This is a genomic window from Rhodococcus sp. C26F (assembly GCF_053345925.1).
Map to the genome: position 1 here is coordinate 32,685 of NZ_JBKFBA010000033.1, position 14,946 is coordinate 47,630.

Sequence of the window (14,946 nt, forward strand, 5' to 3'; positions counted from 1 at the left end):
ATGAGTGACCCTCGACCAAAGCTGGTCCGCCCTAACAGAGCCCGCGGTAAAACCGGGTTCTTCGTCCCGGTAGTCAAGGACTTTTGGAAGGAGATGGCAGCCGAAGGGTGCAGCTTCTCCGAGATCGGATACTTCGCCCTGATTCTGACGTCGAAGGCAACCACTCCGGTCGGCAGCCTGTACCTGCAGCACGAGTGGGGCGACATCGAAGGCACCAACCCGGACCATGCAGAGAAGTCGCTCGACTCTCTCGAACGCCGGGGAAAGATAGTCCGAGACGGATATTACATTCTCGTGAGGTCGTGGATTCGGCGAAATTGCTTCACCAATCCGAACTATTTGAAGGCCGGTCTGTACCCGCTGCAGAACGATATCGACAGTCCGCTGCTCCGATTCGTTATCGGATCAGAATTGCTACGACTGGATCTTTCGAGTCTCGAGCCTACGAAGGCACAAAATCTCCATGCGAGTGCCAGTTTGTTGTGGGCGGAAATTACTGAGTCTGAACTTCCGCCACCCAACGCGATGACCGGTGACCTCAACCATCCCAACGACTACATGATCGGAGCCCTTGCAACGATGCCAGGGATCGACTCCGCGGCGGCCGAACTCGACCGTCGGAACTGGTGTGTAGTGAAGGAAGAGCTGCGCGTGCCTCTGCAGAAGGCGCTGGCGCAGGTTCGCAACGTCACACCGTTCCAGGCCCGGATGCACGCCCAGTAAAGCTCCCGCCACGCCGGTTCGGAAGGCCCACGGACACGTTCCGTGGGCCTTCTCTATGCCCTATGCAGACACGAAAATCGGCCCAAAAGTCGGTGGATGCCCCTTCCGATACCCCTGTGGATACCCTATCCACTTCGCGAAAAGTGGATACCCGTACTGATACCCCTGCGGATACCCTATCCACCTGTATCGGCGCAGGTCAGAGCTGGGATGGATAGGGTATCCACTACCCCTATGGATAGTCGCGCTCGCGCGTGCGTACGCGCGCGCGAACAAGATCACAACAACTAAAACCCCACCTCCCTACGGTCGGTGGGGGTGCAGGGGGAGGGGTGGCACGGGAGAGCCCGGGCACAACCTCGCCGCTGCGCGCCGAGGCCTCGATGCGCCGGCCGGCGCATCCCGTGATCGGATCGACGCCAGGAATCGGGATGCCAGCCCTCCAGCCCTCCAGGAGGCTCTGGAAGGTTCATTTCCACCCCGGGTATGCAAACGGGGCCGAAAATGCGCCACATGGCCTCTCAGCCCTTGTTTCAGGCGGTCTCTGTCCAGGCGCGATCTCCCAACCTGAGCTCAAGCCCCAAGATCGGAGCGGCGCAGTTCACGACGACCCGTCGCACGGGCGCCCGATCCAGTCCCCACAACTCGGCTGCCGCACACCCGAAACGGCCCCTCTAGCGTGGTCCGCGAAACCAGCCGAATGCATACTTCACGCAAGGGAGAAACAATGTCTGAAATCAACGAAGACATACTCGCCCAAGCGCTTTTTGCGGCCCTCGAAAAACGGCCCCAGATACTCAACGAGTTTGCCGATCGAGTCGCCTCTCTGGTTATTGCTGCTATGCGCGAAGAACCCATCCCAGAGGGGACTGGATCGCGCTCTACTTATGCCTGGAAAGCGCCTCAGGAACGCATCGACGAACTGATCACGTGGGTGGAAGAGACCGGAGCGCGGATCATCGACGGCGCCCCTGAGACATGGGCACTCGCAGTGGTTGCCGCCAGTGGAGCTACGCGCCCCGAGGATGTGTTCACCTGGGCGTTCAGCGATACATGCCCAACCAGTTACTGGCGACGTAACCGGGTTCCGATAGCTGCTCCCGCCGCGACCAAATCCGGCGCTGCCAAGGCGGGGCTCTACACACAGATGCTGGCCGAGTTCCGTGCAGCTCAAACAGCCGATGGTGCACTCGCCGTGGCAGGAATAGATCGGCTGATCGAAACCGTGGCCGAACAGATTCGCTTCTACGGGCTAGTTGACCAGGTCAAACCCACTCTGGCGTGGAGACGAAACGCGCTGGCGATCCTGAGGTCCTGCGACGGGACTGATCCGGGGGAGGTGATCGTGTGGGCGATGCGCAGCCGAAACCACTGGCGCTCCAACATTCAGGGAGTTCCAGCTGAGCGCACCTTCCGCAAGATTCACGGGGACTACGTGGCAGCAGGCGTGGGATTCAACCTCCGCCGCGATGGTGGCGAGCACGCCAGAGCCATCGAGGAACTGACTCATGGATGGGCTTGCTACCTCGCGAAGCTGCTTGAACGCCGAAATATTCCAGTTCGACCTGTGTCGCATCGATCTGTCTGGGAGCTCCTCACTGGCGGGGACGGAGGCCAACCTGTTCCCGAAGTCCAACTGCAATCTGTCGTTCGGTGGATCCTCGATCCCCACGCCGGCCGCGCACGCTTCTACACCAGTGGCGACGACTTTCCACCACCAAGCAAGGTTCGGAAGGCGCTGGTCGACATGGCTACTGACGGCTCACACTCCCGAGCCGGGCAGTCACGCGTCGCCACTACAAACGCGCTCGCAGGCGACGGTATGGCCACTGTCGGTTCGACAACAGTGACTGTGGAAGGAATCTGATGAAGTTTGCTCTCTCCGGTGGCGACATCGTGAAAGTGGGATGCAGTGGTTGCGGAGTCCCGGTAAGTCGAATGTCTGGACTGCCGGGCCGCGCCCACGACTGGAAAGACCACGTGGTGTGTAGCAAGTGCCGAAACGACGATCCGGCAGAGACGTGGGCAGCTGAGCTTGACGCTCAGGCGCAACTCCGTCTGCAGCAGCGGATTCTCGATTTCGATGCGACCGCCGGCTATGAGACCGCAAATCTTGAGGCTGACGATGTTCGGGCAACCCGCTGGGCGCAGGCGGCGCGACAGGCCCTACGGGCGGCCGAGACCGATCCGAAATCGAGAACTTGTCTGATGTTCTTCGGCCCGACTGGAATCGGGAAGACCTGGGCAGGCTTTGCCATCTGTAATGCTGCCGCTCGTCAGTTCGGCGCCGACAGAGTGCGCTTCGCAACTGAGGAGTCGCTGCTCGGCGGTGACGTCGCACCGTGGGAGTTGCGGTCTCGTATTCAGGGATGGCTGCGTGGCGCGTCTGCGGTACTCATCGACGACATCGGTGTCGCCAATCGCCGTTCCGATCACGTGCAGGTGGCATGGAAGGAACTGTGCTCTCAGATCGCAGCGCATCCGCGTGAGCTGCTCGTCGTTGGGACGACGAATAGGCAGGGGTGGAATGGTGATGCCGGGCTTACCGCGTGGATGGGCGCCCAGTCGACTTCTCGTCTTCGGCAGTGGTCTGCGGACTGTTCAACCGGCTGGTCGGACCGACGAACTGGCGTAGTGCACGAACGGTGGCGTGATCACCTGACCGGGGGACCAGAACGGTAACCGTCACCATGGCGTGCACGACAGATCAGGAGGTAGAGACCGCATGACGGGTAGGGCTGATCCCTGGGGCGACGGCGATGCTGGCGTTGAGGCCGGCAATCCGTGGGACGATCGGTCGCTCGATGAAGCGGCGTGGACTGAGTCGATCCGTATGGAACCTGATACGTCCGACTGGCAGGACACTCCTCGACCTGTCCAGCGTCCCCCGCGCCCGGTTGACAGTCCGGGGAAGCCGAGACCTACTCGAGGCCAGGTCGGGACTCGACCAGAAGTCCATACGTCCTCGGGAAAGTCGGATAAGAGCCGTAAGGGATGGCGGTCTCTGTTCAGGGGACATGGCATCAGTGCAGGTAGAAGCGAGACAGATACGCTGAAAGCATCAGTGAGCAGGCCTCTGCCTCGCGCCAAAACCGTCGCATTCATCAACGAAGGTGGAGGCACGGGCAAGACGACGAGTGCTCTACTGCTCGGTCTGACGCTGGCCCTGTATCGGCCGGGTCCTATTGTCGCGGTTGATGCATCCCCCGGATGTGGCGATCTGGCGAATCGTGCCCCTGATCCTGACGGCCCGGTGGGAACGGTCCGCACCGTGGTTAGCAGCGCTGAACGGATTAGCAGCTACGAGCAGGTGCGCGCACATACGAACGTGCTGTCCGGTGGTTTGGAGTTGCTTGCTGCCGACGCGTCGATGTCGAACGACGCCGTTTTCACCGGTGCGGCGTACACGCGATTGATGGGTGTACTGCGACAGCACTATGACCTCGTGATCACGGACTGCGCGGCCGGCATGGTCTCGGATGTGGTCCCCGCGGTTCTCGACGATGCTGACTTGGTGGTCATCGTGTCCGAGGGGGGTGATGGTGTCCGTTCGTCGACGTGGACGGCCAACTGGATGTTGGAGCATGCGCAGCGGAACCCGCGTTACAAGCAGTTGCTCGACGATGCTGTCGTCGTGGTCAATTCGCGGCATGACCGCACCAATGCCAACACCGGGAAGATTGTGGACTTCTATCGGGGCATCGTCCGCGCGGTGGTTCAACTGCCCTTTGATCAGCATCTTGAGGGCGGCAACATCATCGAGATGAACAAGCTCGCAGACGCGACTCGCCATCAGTTGATGAAGCTCGCTGACGCCGTGATGTCCTCAGCGGCCATGGAACGCTAACGGAATTTGTGGTTCGCGGCGGTGCTCCGCGGTAGGCGGTGGGGGTGCTGCGGGGGAGTGACCCCGCAGCACCCCTGTCCTACTGGGTCTCGAAGCGGGGAAGATCCCGCATCACGGTGCCGGAGTCGGTCTTCCATACATTGCAGGTGAACACCATGGTGGCGGGATTGACGCCGTAGGGGCTGTTGCCTTGGGAGGTACCTGTGACGGTCCACTTGCCGTTGGTGGCCGTGGCCTTCACGTCAGCGAGGGTGGCAGGTACCTGTTCGACCGTGTACTGATCGTCGATGTGTTCGTTGCAGATGTCGATGGCGACCTGTTCGGACAGGGGTGCTTCGCGGTCGAAGGTGGCCTTGAACCCGGGATCGTCGCCGCAGCGGGCGTTGTCGTTCATCTTGAACTCGTGTTGTCCCTTTTTCAGGCCTGTCTGGGCTGCTCCCAATGCCCCTACGGCGACTTTCGCGTTGGCCAAGCGGTTTGCTGCAGCGTCGGGGTTGTCATCGATCGCGCAGTCGAACCGGACGAAGTAGCCCCCGTCGGGGTAGTTGTCGAGGAAGTCCTGTCGGATCTTCTGCCAGGCGAGGTTCAGCGACTTGGAATCAGCCGTCTCGACGAGTGCACGGTAGTTGCGTTCGGTGTCTTCGACCAAGGTGTATTGCGCGATAACAGGCTGCACGGTCGGGGTGGCGGCTGTTGTGGTCGCTGTAGGGGGAGCGGCGAGCGAGACTGTTTCGTCGGCGTTGGTTGTGGCGCTGCTGCATCCGACGAGGGTTGCCGTAGCCAGTGTGAGTAGTGCGAGGCAAGACCGATACGCGTACATAAGGGTGATTGATCCTTTCGTCCGGTTAAGTATCGAAGGGACGGAAGTCGATCTTGAACGCGGGTGGGCGAAACGGAATGCCCCTGTCCTGCGCCACAGAGCCGTGCTCTACGAGCAGTCAACACCGGAGTCCACCGTGAGGCGAGGCCATCCAGCGGAAGCCGTAAGTCGACTTTCAACTGGTGGGCAGAAGCGGATCCAAGTTTGCCCAGACGGTGTAGGCAACCCCCGATTCGTCCACCGAGGTAAACGGCCGGCCGGTTCCGGACCGCGCAAGAAGACGCTCGGGATACTCGCAGGCAAAGGTGGTGATGCTCTCCTCGACCGCCTGAACGATGTGAGGCGCCTGGCCTTTCTTGTCGGCTGCTCGTGATAGGCCGAGTGTGTTCATGCGGTGGTGCAGGGCTTCTGCTCCGTCCTGCGTTGCGAGAACGAGAAGGATCTGCGGGGTGGTCAATCCGAACTCCTCACACGCCTCAGCGATTTGGGTACTAGGGGTGACGACACTGACCCACGTTCGGAGAGGGAGAGCAGAGGTACTGGTCATACCCAAGATTGTGGGAAGTGCCTTTCGGGCGTGCGGCGTGAGCGGCATGCCACGGCCGGAACGCGTGACCTCAGAATGGGAGTGGGCTCCATCGCCCATCCCCACCCGAGCGAACTGAAGGGACTTGTAGGAGTGCAGATGTCCGTCGAACACCGAACCCGTCTACGGGAGGCGGCGATTCGGTTGGCATCCGTGGGGATCACCACGCCTGCGATGGCCGCAGCCCGGGATAGGAACGCATTGGACGACACTGCGTGGCCACCCCGGCTGACAGTGCAGCTTCTCGTCGACGTGCGGGCACATGCATCCACCCTCTGGCCGATGGGAGTCACAGTTCAAGACCTGCCGCCGATACCGGCCCATGCACCACCGCCTGGGGCTGCGCCGGCGCGGCAGGCACATGCGGTAGTTGACGGAAAGCTCGCCTCAGTGGCTCCCTCCGCTGTGCACACCCGCACCCGCCCCGCAGGTCCCCACCAGGCTCGCCGCACGCCGGAATCTGCGGCACCGTGGGGGACCGGAACTCGAGTTGCCGCAGCTCCGACCCCATCGCAGGCCCTGGCCGCTGCAGGCTTCGACGTGTCGATCCCGCAGGCACCGACAGCGCACTCCGCTGCGGCAGTGCTCACCCAACAAGGAGCCGGCGATCCCTTGCTGTTCGATGGGTTGCTGGACTCGTTGAGGGGAGTGCCGGTAGATGACCTCGATGGGGTCAGCGCCACGGTGCGCGACAAGCTCGTCGCCGGTGGTGTCGGGACCGTCTACGACCTCCTAATGCGCGTTCCACTGCGCTACGTCGACCGCACCCAACTCGTGCCGCTGCGTCAGCTTCGCTCCGGCCTATCGCAGGTCACGTTCATTGCCCGTGTGCTGGGTGTGACAACGAACTGGGAAAAGCGTTACGTGCGATTCCAACTCGGGGACGAAAGCACCCGAGTCTCCGCGATGTTCTTCAACGCGATGTGGATGGGTAAACGATTCCGGCGCGGTGACCTGCTGCTGGTCCAGGGCGACGTTGGGGACTTCAACGGCGCATTGCAGATGACCTCACCACTTCTGGAACCGATGAGCGAGTCCACAGCACCGCTGCTCGCGATCTACCCGCAATCGCAGAAACATGAGGTCGATACGTGGATGCTGCGCCGTGCCGCGGTCGATGCACTTCGTCGAATCCCGGAGCTGGATGACCCGATTCCCTCGAACTTGCTGGCTCGACGGAAGCTGCCGTCGCGGCTGACCGCGCTACGCGCTGTCCATGTTCCCGAGTCCAAACAGCACGCAGAAAAAGGCCGGGACCGACTGGCCTACGACGAACTCCTGCGGTTGCAGCTTGCCCTCGGAGTGCTTCGAAACGCACAAGCCGCCGAAGCCGGCATCGCCCACAAGCCCACCGGGCGACTGCTCGATGCATGGTTGGCTGGCCTGCCGTACACCCCCACCGGTGCACAGCAGCGGGCGATAGCCGATATCCGCACCGACATGACCGCCCCCCGACCGATGAATCGGCTGCTGCAGGGAGACGTCGGCGCCGGAAAGACCCTCGTCCTTGCAGCCACTGCGTTACTGGCAATCGAAGGCGGCTTCCAGGCAGTCCTCATGGCCCCGACCGAAATTCTCGCCCGGCAACACTTCGAAGAGATCGCCGAAGCATTGCGACCTCTCGGCGTGACCGTCGACCTGCTGGTGTCCCGGAACCTGCCTCGCCCCCGCAAAGCGGTCCTGACCGACCTGGCGTCGGGAGCCGTGAACCTTCTGGTGGGCACGCATTCGGTGCTGTCCGAGCCGGTGGTGTTCGCCAACCTCGGAGTGGCGTTGATCGATGAGCAGCACCGGTTCGGTGTCGATCAGCGTGCCGTCCTGGCTGCGAAAGGCCCGGCGGGAGCGACACCAGATGTTCTGCAGGCCACCGCTACGCCGATCCCGAGAACTGCAGCGATCACGACCTACGGTGATCTCGAACTGTCGATCCTCGACGAGAAGCCACCTGGCCGCACTCCCACGGTCACCGACTGGGTCGAGAGTGCAGACACCGCAGATCCCCAGGCCCAGGTGTGGCGTGCTGTGCGAGAGCAGATCAGCCAGGGGCGGCAAGCCTTCGTGGTGTGCCCGTTGGTGAAGGTGTCCGGGCAGGAATCCGAGACGAAGATGGCGGCCGCGGCGGAGGAGACGCTCGCCGAGCTCGCGCAGGGGGCACTGGCTGGGATGCGGCTGGGTTTGGCCACTGGCAAGCAGAAGCCGGACGAGCGCAACGAGACGATGCGCGCGTTCAAGGCCCACGAACTCGATGTGCTGGTCGCTACGACCGTTATCGAGGTCGGGGTGTCCGTACCGAACGCGACAGCCATCGTGATTCTCGATGCCACCAAGTTCGGGCTCGCTCAGCTCCATCAGCTCCGCGGCCGAGTGGGGCGCGGACGATGGCCGGGTCAGTGCTGGCTGGTCGGGGAGACGAATAGCGAAGACGGTATTGCTCGTATGGCTGCAATGTGCGAGACAGACGATGGCTTCGTTCTGTCCGAACGAGATCTGCAGATCCGTGGTCCGGGTGCGCTTACGGGCTCTGCACAGGCCGGCCGGGATGCGGGGCTGCTGGTCGCCGATCTGATTGCCGACGCAGACATCCACCTGGCTGCCCGCGAAGACGCCCACACCATTTTGGAGCGGGACCCCCAGTTGTTGCGCAGTCTCACGCTCAAACGAGAGGTAGAGGCTGCTCTGGGGGACGAGGCCCACTATTTGACCAAGAGCTGACCGGGTCTCTTCGAGTAGCAGGCCCGTAGTTACAGGTCGAACAGGGGAACTTGACTCGCGTGAGCTTCGGCTTCGTTGTCGCGGACGAAGCGTTCAGCCATCGCCTGAGCGACGCTCTCCTTACATCCGAGCTCGCGGCTGATCTCGCTCCAGCTGTATCCGTCGTGCTGCATTTGCCACGCTGTTTGATGCAGTTCGTGGTCGATAGTCAACGTTCCCCCTTTTGGTGCGCCAGTAGTAGCTGGCTATGAGGTGGAATCGGGTACACGGCCAGTAAGCGACACCTACAGGTCGAAATGTCGTTGACACGCCGAGCGCTACACGAGTTGGTACAGATTTGTGAGGAGTTACTGCTGCGTATCTTGGTCGTTCAAGACTCCGAGCAAGTGGGCTTCGGCTGCGACTTGAGCGATCGTTTTGGGATTGGTGACGTGGGGGCCGGTGGTGAACAATCCGCCGCGGTCTCCGTTCGGGTACGTCAGTAGCCAACCTTCTCTCCCGTAGCCGTACTCGCCGGGATCCACATGCTCGATGGTGTATTCGTCACCGGCGTTGTTGACTTGGGCGTAGAAGAAGTCATGCCCGCGGTTGGATTGCTTTTTCCAATCAAGCCGTGTGCGTTCGTACTTGACGCTTTTTCCCATGATCCCATTTCCTCGCTCTGCTGTGCTGAGTGTGCGGGCGACGACGCTTTCTCAGGAGCGTAGCCAGATCAACGTCTGTCCGGGAGGATGCCAGTCGATCTGTGAAGTCGTCGATACGGGACACCCTCCGTGGGGAGTTGAGTAGCCGCCTGCTGGGGGTCGCTTCGAAGGTTTCGGCGCAGTTGCTGGGGGTAACCGATGGGCTCCGCAGAGCAAGTGGGAGTGGAGATGTGGAGGTCCTGGAATGCAGTGGTCGCGGTCTGTGCGCTGGGAGTGGCGATGGCGGGGTGCAGTAGCAGTGACGATGAGGCTCTAAACGCCGTCGACGACCCAGTAGCGGCACTCGAAGCGGCTGCGACCGAGTGGTCGGAGTCCTTCTACTCGGGTGACTCCTCCGAGGCATACGATCTTTTCACCGCGGACTGCAAGGACACCTTCTCTCCGGACGAGTTCAAGGCCTTGTCCGACTTCAACCGCGCCGATGGCGCTTCTCGGACGCTGACGGACGTCACCGCCCGGGTTGACGGTGACCGAGGAGCTGTCGACTTGGTGTACGAGAACGCGGACAGCGACACGAACATGCCTTGGGTATTGGTCGACGGAGAGTGGAAGACGAGTGACTGCACTCTCCGCGAGTGAGCGTCAACCACCAGGTGCTTCGGTCTGCGCCTTGCGGAGGGACGCAGGGGAATGCGGGGGTAGTTCGCACATATGTTCTATCCGCGCTTTATAATGAGATCGCGGCAGGTCGATGGAAGGATGCTCACGGCGGACTTCGGGAAGCATCGGCCTGCTGCGTAGCTTCAGCGTGCAGCGCTACTGTCCGGAGACTTCTCAAGGGCTGCTATGGATAGAGTCCATGGCACCTTCCGCCGGCTGGCAGCAAGACCCGAAGGACCGGAACTTCGAGCGCTATTGGGACGGCGAGCAGTGGACCAACCAAACGCGGCGCCGCAGCAATGCTCGAGATTCCCATCCTCGCGTAGAACAACCGCCAGCGACGGTTCCTCGGATGTCTCTCCGTTGGCTTCTTGGCATCGCCGCGGTGTTCTTCCTGCTGGGAGCGCTCAGCTTGGCGTCGATTGGCAACTTCGGAGGTTGCCTCTCATTTACGGCCGCGAGTGCAAGCTGCCTGATCCCCAGCATTCTCCAGCCATGGCTGGTGACACGAGGCCGTCCACCGCTCCGCGCAACGCGGTGGCTTCCCATTGCGGTGGGATTGATGGTCATCGGCATGATCGGCGATGCCACTCAGGTGACGATGTCACCTTCCGCGCGTCAGAGCGAGACCGACAAGCGCGTACAGCAATCCGAACGAAAAACAACGTCTCCCTCTCCCGAGTCCACTGCAGCGCCCGAACCGGTCCAAGAGTTGGAACTGTTGGACTGCGCCCCTCCGACCGTAGAAGTACTGGAAATTGAGTGGGAGCACCCCGCTACCGCAACCGATCCGCAGAACGTCTTTCGTCGCACCATGACTGTCCGCATCGTGAACCACAGCCAGCACAGCATCAGGACTAGCGGTGCAGGATTCAACATGGCGTGGCGAACGCCAGATGGTCGTGTCGTCAACAGGGCTGAGGACATCTTTGACGGCAAGAGGTCGTGGATGTCATGGGATTCGGTTCCGGGCTCCAACAACCTCGAGCCGGTATCCGATCGAGTCGAGGGTCAGGGCAGTGTCGAATATACGAGATCCTTCGGCTCCTACGCTGATATCTATACGGACGGAACCGAACCGTGGGTTCACCAGCGTCATGTGTTCTACGAGTTCGACAACCCGGACCTTGAGCGTGCCTGCGAGGAACAACGGGCACGGCTTGGGCAGGCTCGACAGGCCGATGGGCATACCGAGATTCGGTGATCCGGTGTGAGCGTCACCTGCTCGCCGCCAGGCAGAACTGTTGGATGCGGGGGAGAGGACCACGATAGGCAGGAAACAGTTGGGTGCCGTCTGCTCGAACGGGACTGCCGTGGTCGTACATCTGACGGATGCCGGCGCATGCATCCCGCAAAGCAGCAGCGACATTGCGCGACTTGGAGCGCCGCTGCTGCAGCGGGGCGTACACGACCAGGGTGTTCCCGTGGATCGAGACACCGGGGCCGGATTCGCGTGGGGGAAGACCGTTCATGCTGCGTCGGAACTCGTAGTCGAGCACCGCTAGCAGATAAAGAGCCTGGTCCGAATCTGGTTCGTCGTCGAGAACGATCACGAGCAAGTCCTTGTCGAGATCGCACCGCTCAGGATTGTCTTCATCGATCGGCTCGACGAGGCCACGGCTTCGCCATGCCGGCAGGGTCACGGTGGGTGAGTTCACAATGCACTTCCCAGTTGCAGGGGTCGAATGCCAGAGAGTCCGAATGCTCGCGCGACGACGTCGGTCACTACCTCGAAGTCGTCGACGTTCGTGCACGCCGCGGTGAGCGTTGCCGCCGCCATTTCTGCGCCGAGGCCGGCATCGAGAATCTGCTGAGTTGCAAGTAGATCCGCCATCTGCGGGCGCCATACAGGAAAGCCGCCGTCTGCCATCGAGTTGACGTGCCGCTCGAGTAGATTGCGGCCAATCTTCACCAGTCGCCCATCGATTCCGGCCGCTTCCGCGATCGTGTAGTCCGTCTCCACGGTGATTTCGAACGGGAAGCGACGTTTGATTGCGTCATCGAGCGGGCGAACGCCTTGGCCTTCTTCGTTGTAGGTGATGATCAGACCGAATCCTGGACTGGCAATGACCGGTGGCTGGTCGGGTCGGTCGTCGAGGACGAGCTGGCCTCTCGAGTCAGCTATCGATAGCAGCGCCGCGATGGTTTCCGACGGGGCCCGATTGACCTCGTCGAACAGCAGCACCTTGCCCTCTTTCATGGCGCGTGTCAGTGGACCGTCGCACCAGATGAAGCTGCCGTCGGGGTGGGGCTGGTAGTGGCCGGCAAGCGCCGACACGGTGAGGTCGCCATGGCCCTGGATGGTGATCAGGTCGGAGCCGAACGCTGCGGCGGGGAGGGTGGTCTTTCCGGCGCCGGGCAGGCCTTTGAGCCGGATGTTCATCACTCCGCGCAGCTTGCGCAGCACCAGGTAGTCGGGCATGCCTGCGATGGATCGAGGCCAGTAGCGGCGCCCGTCGGGCAGTAGTACCCCATCGGCATCCTCAGCCGGAATCGGCATCAGTGCCCGCGCATCAGCCGGGGTTCCGAACGAGGTGGTCGTAGCGCCACGGACCGGATCATTGCTGATGGTGAGCGCTTGGTCGGCGGCTGCGAGGGGATCGTCGACGACGGTGCCGGAGGTGGTGGCGAGCATGGCGAACAACGACCGTGGGTTCACCGGGGGCGTGTCATCAGCCTCGTAGAAGCAGACCTGGGGCGGACGAAGGACGTGCTCTGAAGTGGAGACGGTCGTCGAACCATCCGGGATGTAGTAGTGCTGGAACAGCTCGGCGAACACCCGTTGCGGGTTTCGAGTCGGTGGTTCGTCGCGAAGGATCAACGTCGCGTCCTCGAACTGGGCATTGCTGCCGAATGCCGATACGACATGAGGATCGCCGGTGTACGGATCGATGAAAGTCACTGCGGCGTGGACCCGCTCAGTCGGGCCAGTCAAGTCCCTGCAAGCCCACGCAGCGAACGTCACGCTCGCCATCAGATAGCCCCTTCGTGTGGTGATCGATTGATGCGCAGAGCTTCGCAACGCTCGGAAACGAGTGCGGCACGAGAGTTCACGTCGATGGACGTGACGGAGCGACCGCAGCTGTGCCGCACAAAGAAAAGGTGACTGCAACGGTGGGGGTCAACACGATGACAGGAGAACTCGGCTATGTCGGCAACCCGCCACCCCACGTCCGATCCGATGTCGGCTGCCCCGGACGGGGACCACACACCAGCGTGGCGGAAACTGTCGCTTCGGCTCGGTGCGTTCGTCGATACGATCACCCCACGTCGGGACCTGCTGGCCGTCATCGGTCCCGGTGCCACGGAGATCTTCGATGGCCAACGCCCGGCCGGGATGTTCGATCACTCGGCGGCGACTCTCTTCGTTGACGCCACCCAGGTCCTTGCTGCGGCCGCGGACCCGGATCGGATCGACCTGCGGGATCCGCGTGACTGTGCCAGGTACCCGGTTTTGGCCGGGGTGACAGCACACGAGGTCGGCCACGCCACGCACTCGGCGCGACGCGGGACGATGCCGAAACGAGCTGCAAGGTGGGCATCGCTTCTGGAAGAGCCCCGTATGGAAGGCAGGGTTGTCGCGGAGAACCCACGCGCTCGATCGTGGCTACGGGCTTCGGCAACCCATCTGCTCGGCCCCATCAACGCGCGAAGCGCAGACGAGGCAGCCAGGATGTTGATCCTGGTCGGCGGCCGCATCGACGCAGGCGTCTACGAGCACAGCGACCTTCCGGATCTGACAGCACTGGCCGGCCGCTTTCTCTCGGACGAGCAGGTCGACGTGCTGGTGACACAGATTCGGATCGCCGTCGGTCTCCCCGATGGCGACGTCGAGGCTCTGGTGCGGTGCGCGCACACAATCGCCGACGTGATGAGCTCCGAAGACGCCGAGGACGACGGTGGCGACGAGTTGGTCGAACATGGCAGCGACGACGTTCCCGTCTCCACCGGATCAAACGACCATGCAGCCGCCAGCGCAGACGCGGACGTCGAGGAAGAACTCGCCGCAGCACTGGCCGCGATGGCCCGCCGCTCGGTTGACCAGCTCCGCTACGCAGAGAACGTCACCGCCCTGACCTCTCGCGCTCAGCACCGCCGTGACCTCAGGCGAGAGCTTGCAGCGCAGACAACGGCAGCCGGTGCCGCAGCCCGCGCACGCACACACCGCCACTCCGCACGTCGACCCACTGCCGCTGAGACCCAGCAGTCAGCACGGCTGACCCGGCTGCTTACGCGGGCTGCAGACCGCGGAACATACGTGCGCACCAATGCGCAGGCAGCTCCTCCCGGCCGGATGAACACCCGCGAGCTCGTCAGACGCGAAGGTCAACTCGCTGCAGGTGTCAGCCCCACCGCCGCGCCGTGGTCTAGCAAACGAAGACGGGTGGTCGATGTTCCTCCCCTGACAGTTGGTATCGCAGTGGATACTTCGCCCTCGGTGGAGCCGGTACTCGAAGCTGCCGGAGTCGCGGCGTGGATGGTGCGGCGTGCTGTGCGTTCGCGGGGAGGCGACGCCGAGACCATGACCTGGAACAGCGACGCCGCGGTCTTGCAGGTAAACCCGAACAATAGAAGGGTGCTCCTGCCAGCTTGCGAGGGCACGAGTGAGGGGCTGCCCGAAGCGCTGTTGGCTTTGGACGCTCGCCTGCACTTGACCGCGGGTACCGGGCCGCGGCTGGTTGTGGTGATCAGCGATGGAGACATCCCCAACCACCACATAGTGGAGCAGCATCTCCGTCGCTTCACTACCAGCGGCGCCGCGGTGCTGTGGCTGACGCACTTCCAGTGGGTGCCGCAGTGGTTGGAACAGCTGAACCAGCGGTCAGACGCGGTACGGGTGAGCATCTTGGACGACACCGAACAGATCGCAGAGCGCATCGGCGCAGCGATGGTCGGCCTGCTGCAGACCTGGTAACCGCTGCGCCGGTCTGGGACGTGGGACTGAGGAGCGCTG

The 14,946-nt window shown here is 62.5% G+C and carries 14 protein-coding genes; 8 read left to right on the forward strand and 6 right to left on the reverse strand.

Features of this window, described 5'->3' with window-relative positions:
• The 4 genes from ACLBYD_RS24095 (at position 1) to ACLBYD_RS24110 (ending at position 4,570) form a co-directional block, all read left to right on the forward strand.
• On the forward strand, positions 1–723 hold the full coding sequence (locus tag ACLBYD_RS24095; RefSeq protein ID WP_268656134.1) for a hypothetical protein: 723 nt from the start codon (positions 1–3) through the stop codon (positions 721–723).
• Positions 724–1,450: 727 nt separating this feature from the next.
• On the forward strand, positions 1,451–2,590 hold the full coding sequence (locus ACLBYD_RS24100; protein WP_138846234.1) for a hypothetical protein: 1,140 nt from the start codon (positions 1,451–1,453) through the stop codon (positions 2,588–2,590).
• The gene (locus tag ACLBYD_RS24105) at positions 2,590–3,405 is read left to right on the forward strand and encodes an AAA family ATPase (RefSeq protein ID WP_138846235.1); all 816 of its coding nucleotides are present in this window, start codon (positions 2,590–2,592) and stop codon (positions 3,403–3,405) included. Before ACLBYD_RS24100 ends, ACLBYD_RS24105 begins: the two co-directional genes overlap by 1 nt.
• Before the next feature lie 382 nt (positions 3,406–3,787).
• Positions 3,788–4,570: a MinD/ParA family ATP-binding protein gene (locus tag ACLBYD_RS24110; protein ID WP_175428171.1), complete on the forward strand. Its 783-nt coding sequence runs from the start codon at positions 3,788–3,790 to the stop codon at positions 4,568–4,570.
• Positions 4,571–4,649: 79 nt separating this feature from the next.
• On the opposite strand, the gene ACLBYD_RS24115 is transcribed toward ACLBYD_RS24110, so the two are convergent.
• Both ACLBYD_RS24115 and ACLBYD_RS24120 read right to left on the reverse strand, forming a co-directional pair.
• A complete protein-coding gene (locus tag ACLBYD_RS24115; RefSeq protein WP_138846237.1) occupies positions 4,650–5,219 on the reverse strand; it encodes a hypothetical protein in 570 nt (189 codons plus the stop codon).
• A gap of 346 nt (positions 5,220–5,565) precedes the next feature.
• A complete protein-coding gene (locus ACLBYD_RS24120; RefSeq protein ID WP_138846238.1) occupies positions 5,566–5,847 on the reverse strand; it encodes a hypothetical protein in 282 nt (93 codons plus the stop codon).
• Between the two features lie 669 nt (positions 5,848–6,516).
• Here ACLBYD_RS24120 and ACLBYD_RS24125 point away from each other — a divergent pair.
• Positions 6,517–8,688 (forward strand): ATP-dependent DNA helicase RecG, encoded by a 2,172-nt coding sequence (locus ACLBYD_RS24125; RefSeq protein ID WP_237211471.1) that lies wholly within the window; start codon positions 6,517–6,519, stop codon positions 8,686–8,688.
• A 29-nt stretch (positions 8,689–8,717) separates the two neighbouring features.
• On the opposite strand, the gene ACLBYD_RS24130 is transcribed toward ACLBYD_RS24125, so the two are convergent.
• A complete protein-coding gene (locus ACLBYD_RS24130) occupies positions 8,718–8,900 on the reverse strand; it encodes a hypothetical protein (protein ID WP_237211470.1) in 183 nt (60 codons plus the stop codon).
• Between the two features lie 135 nt (positions 8,901–9,035).
• A complete protein-coding gene (locus ACLBYD_RS24135) occupies positions 9,036–9,332 on the reverse strand; it encodes a hypothetical protein (protein ID WP_156666180.1) in 297 nt (98 codons plus the stop codon).
• Positions 9,333–9,530: 198 nt separating this feature from the next.
• Between ACLBYD_RS24135 and ACLBYD_RS24140 the strand changes: the two genes are divergently transcribed.
• Both ACLBYD_RS24140 and ACLBYD_RS24145 read left to right on the forward strand, forming a co-directional pair.
• The gene (locus tag ACLBYD_RS24140) at positions 9,531–9,971 is read left to right on the forward strand and encodes a hypothetical protein (protein WP_237211469.1); all 441 of its coding nucleotides are present in this window, start codon (positions 9,531–9,533) and stop codon (positions 9,969–9,971) included.
• Positions 9,972–10,191: 220 nt separating this feature from the next.
• Positions 10,192–11,196 carry a DUF2510 domain-containing protein gene (locus ACLBYD_RS24145; protein WP_175428173.1) on the forward strand — a complete coding sequence of 335 codons (1,005 nt, stop codon included), beginning with the start codon at positions 10,192–10,194 and terminating at the stop codon, positions 11,194–11,196.
• A gap of 13 nt (positions 11,197–11,209) precedes the next feature.
• On the opposite strand, the gene ACLBYD_RS24150 is transcribed toward ACLBYD_RS24145, so the two are convergent.
• Positions 11,210–11,635, reverse strand: a complete 426-nt coding sequence (locus ACLBYD_RS24150) for a hypothetical protein (protein ID WP_138846242.1) — start codon at positions 11,633–11,635, stop codon at positions 11,210–11,212.
• A gap of 11 nt (positions 11,636–11,646) precedes the next feature.
• The gene (locus ACLBYD_RS24155; protein WP_254584755.1) at positions 11,647–12,894 is read right to left on the reverse strand and encodes an ATP-binding protein; all 1,248 of its coding nucleotides are present in this window, start codon (positions 12,892–12,894) and stop codon (positions 11,647–11,649) included.
• A gap of 279 nt (positions 12,895–13,173) precedes the next feature.
• Here ACLBYD_RS24155 and ACLBYD_RS24160 point away from each other — a divergent pair, with 279 nt between their 5' ends.
• Entirely contained in the window at positions 13,174–14,907 is a 1,734-nt protein-coding gene (locus ACLBYD_RS24160; RefSeq protein ID WP_447818416.1) for a hypothetical protein, read from the forward strand.
• Positions 14,908–14,946 lie beyond the last annotated feature (39 nt).

Coding starts and splice junctions, on each gene's coding strand:
- ACLBYD_RS24100 (WP_138846234.1), top strand. CDS start 1,451: ATGTCTGAAATCAACGAAGACATACTCGCCCAAGCGCTTTTTGCGGCC.
- ACLBYD_RS24145 (WP_175428173.1), top strand. CDS start 10,192: ATGGCACCTTCCGCCGGCTGGCAGCAAGACCCGAAGGACCGGAACTTC.
- ACLBYD_RS24140 (WP_237211469.1), top strand. CDS start 9,531: ATGGGCTCCGCAGAGCAAGTGGGAGTGGAGATGTGGAGGTCCTGGAAT.
- ACLBYD_RS24105 (WP_138846235.1), top strand. CDS start 2,590: ATGAAGTTTGCTCTCTCCGGTGGCGACATCGTGAAAGTGGGATGCAGT.
- ACLBYD_RS24135 (WP_156666180.1), bottom strand. CDS start 9,332: ATGGGAAAAAGCGTCAAGTACGAACGCACACGGCTTGATTGGAAAAAG.
- ACLBYD_RS24095 (WP_268656134.1), top strand. CDS start 1: ATGAGTGACCCTCGACCAAAGCTGGTCCGCCCTAACAGAGCCCGCGGT.
- ACLBYD_RS24160 (WP_447818416.1), top strand. CDS start 13,174: ATGTCGGCTGCCCCGGACGGGGACCACACACCAGCGTGGCGGAAACTG.